The sequence below is a fragment of the Achromobacter sp. UBA5777 genome (assembly GCF_002418565.1).
GTDB classification, from domain to species: Bacteria; Pseudomonadota; Gammaproteobacteria; order Burkholderiales; family Burkholderiaceae_B; genus Achromobacter; species Achromobacter animicus.
Genome location: NZ_DIEJ01000157.1, coordinates 1 through 2948, shown reverse-complemented (window position 1 = coordinate 2948; position 2948 = coordinate 1). Strand labels below are relative to the sequence as shown.

Here is a 2948-nt window from a genome sequence, read left to right as displayed (position 1 = left end):
CCGTCGCGCGCGCGGCTGGCCAGCAGGCCCGCCAGCCACACGGTATAGGGCGCATTCGGGTCCGGCACCGCCAGGCCCGACAGCGCGGAGACGACACCATCGCCGCCGGCGCCCGGCAGCCACAGCGCTGCCTGCCGGTACGGCGCTAGCGCATGCGTGTCGTTGACCATCAGAAACGCGAGCGCCTGCGCGTCCGCGCAGGCCCGCGCGCGCTTTTCCAGCTGGAGCAGCGCGGCCAGCAGGTTTTCTCGTGCAGCAATGTCCGTCACGGTGTTCCCGCGGGGGGCAGGTCTACGCGCACGCTGCCGCTCATGCCGGGCAGCAGTTCGGCGGCCGTGTTCTGCGCGTCAGCGAGGCGGCCAATGATCTTGACCGACTGGCTGACCGGGTCCACGGCGCCCGCGATGTGCGAGACCGAAGCCTCGTACGTGCGTCCCGTCTCGTCGACGGTGACGCGCAGCGGCGAACCGGGCTTGAGCCACGCCAGCCATCGCGACGGCACGATCGCTTCCAGTTCGAAGGCGGAGTCGTCGTAGATGCTGACGAGCTTCTCGCCTTCGGCCACGCTTTCCGATGCGCGCGCATAGGTTTCGCCGACCCGGCCCGCGAACGGGGCGGCAATGACGCAGCGATCCACCAGCACCCTTTCGGCGTTGCTTTCGGCACGGGCGACGGCGACCGCCGCGCGCGCCTGTTCGACGTCGGATCGGCTGATGGAGCGCAGCGCCTCCAGCTGCTCGGCGACCGCCTGCTTCTTGCGCGCGGCCGATTCGGCCAGCACGGCGCGTTCCAGCCGGGCGCGGTTCAAGGCGCAGTCATAGGCGACAAGCACATCGCCCTTCTTGAAGCGGTCGCCTTCCCGAAACGGCAGCGCGTCGATCTTGCCGGACAGGCTGCTGGAAATCACCGCACGCCGCGCGGCCACGAGTTGGGCGCGAGCNNCGGCCAGGGGTGGGGCGCGAGCCGTGTCGGCGGCGGCCGGGGCGGTCATGGGGACGAGCGGCGGCGTCTGGGCATGGACGGCCGCGGACGCGGCAACGCTCGCTGCCAGCAGCAGGCGCGCGCCGTGCCGCGATATGGAGGCTTGCAGAATCGGCATGTCAGCGCGCTTTCACCGATTGGTTGTCCGCGCCGCCGGCGCTGGCGACGGAACCGACGCTGCTCCACAGGTTGCCGGAGACGGTGCGCAGCGCGGGCGGCCCGGCGGGCTCGGTTACGGACGCAACGGGGTCGATCACGGGCGTTGCGATGGCCTGTCCGTTCGTATCGATGGCTTGCGGCGCCACGGCCAGGCGCGGAATGTCGACGTGGCCGCGTTCGATCTGCTGGTTGGTCTCGGCGATGTCACGCGCCAGGCTGGCCAGGCTTTCATCGGAGATGCGTTCGGGCAGGGGATCGATCCCGGCGGCCTGGTAGATGGTGTTCTGGGCATTGACGAGTTCGGCGTAGCTCAGGTCGCGGGCCCGCGTGGCGAGCAGGGTCTCGACCTTTGCGCGCACCACTTCCAGATGCGTCTCGGCGCTGCTGCGCGCGGCGTTCTCGGTCTGCACCTGAATCGCGTCCTGCAAACGGCTCAGTTCACTGGCGCGGCGGAAGGCGGTTTCCGCGCGTTGTCGTTCCAGCCAGGCGATATGGACCTGGCTCAGCACGGTCATGCGCAAGGCCTGGCGGCGCAGTTCGGCCACCTGTTCGCGCGACTCGCCGGCGCGGGTGATCGACGACCACGACAGCACGCTGAGCAGGTTCCAGCTCACCTGCATGCCGGCGTCCGCCCAGCTGTTGTTGACCAGGTACTTGTTGCTGTCGTAGTTCAGCCCGCCAAAGAGCGACGCGTTGGGCAAGAGGCGCAGCAGCGACATGCGCGTTTCCAGCACGGCGTTGCGCGCCAGATAGCTTTCTTCGCGTAGTTCGGGGCGGCGGACCATTGCCAGGGCTTCGAGGTCCTGCAGTTCGTAGGCGAGCACGGGCGGCGCCATGGTGGCGGCGTCCGGCGCGGCCAGCTGGAAGTCCGCGCTGGGCGGCAGGTTCATCAGCGTGGCGAGGCGCGCCTTGGCCTGCGCCAGTTCGTTGTCCAGCGCCTCGGTCTGGCGCACCATGTTCAGCAGATCTCGCTGGTAGCGCAGGGCCAGGATGGGCGCGACCAGGCGCTTCTGCTCGGTCTGGCGCGCATATTCCAGCGTCTGGCGCGCTTCGGCCAGTGTCGAGGACACGCGGTCTTTCAGGCGTTCCGCAGTCACGGCATTCCAGTACGCCGTGCGCGTCTGCCGGATGATGTCAGCCACCACGCGGCGGCGGCGCTCTTCGGCCGCCAGCGCCTTGTTGCCCTGCGCCTTGGCGCCGAAGTAGCTCAGGCCGAAGTCCAGCACGTTCCACGTCAGTTGCAGATCGGCCGTGTGCGTGTCCCGTTCCTGGCTGGTGGACGGCACCAGCGATTGCGTGCCGGTGGCCAGCGATTCGCTGGACGAACCGTAATCGTTGTTGCGGGCGCGCATGCCGGCGCGGGCAGTCAGCTTGGGCAACATGCCCTGCTTCTGGACGTCGGTCAGGTCGTCTTCCAGCGCACGCTCCATCAGCGCCAGGCGCTGCTGCAGGTTGTACTTGACGGCGCGGGCGATGGCCTCGTCCAGCGTGATCGGGCCCGTCACCGGCTCCTGGTGCGCGAACATGGCGCCGCGGTCGGCCTGATCGAGCTGCAGCAGGTCCTGCGTGCTCAGCTTTTCGGGCGGCGAGACGGCGCAACCGGCGAGAACGGCCGTGGCGAGCACGGTCAGGGCGAAGCGGCGGGCGCGGTGTGTCATGGGCGTGGCGGAATCAAAGGTAAGAGTCATGTCTGGAGTCAGCTTGCTGCATTGATGGTGATGGCCTGCCGGGCGCCGGCGGCCGTGTCGGAGGCGCCGCCCGCGGCGCCGTCGTCCAGGGAAGCGAGAAACTGCCGCGCCGCATCCAGC

General features: G+C 69.3%; 2 protein-coding genes and 1 pseudogene. All 3 read right to left on the bottom strand.

The genetic code is table 11. The features are described from left to right. Positions 1-269 (bottom strand): annotated as a pseudogene (locus B3446_RS12180) (secretion protein HylD); the annotation flags it as partial. Further along, positions 266-991 carry an efflux RND transporter periplasmic adaptor subunit gene (locus B3446_RS12175; RefSeq protein WP_422652844.1) on the bottom strand — a complete coding sequence of 242 codons (726 nt, stop codon included), beginning with the start codon at positions 989-991 and terminating at the stop codon, positions 266-268. The gene B3446_RS12175 and the pseudogene B3446_RS12180, both read right to left, overlap by 4 nt. A 109-nt stretch (positions 992-1100) precedes the next feature. Then, positions 1101-2828, bottom strand: a complete 1728-nt coding sequence (locus B3446_RS12170; protein ID WP_291381299.1) for a TolC family protein — start codon at positions 2826-2828, stop codon at positions 1101-1103. Positions 2829-2948 lie beyond the last annotated feature (120 nt).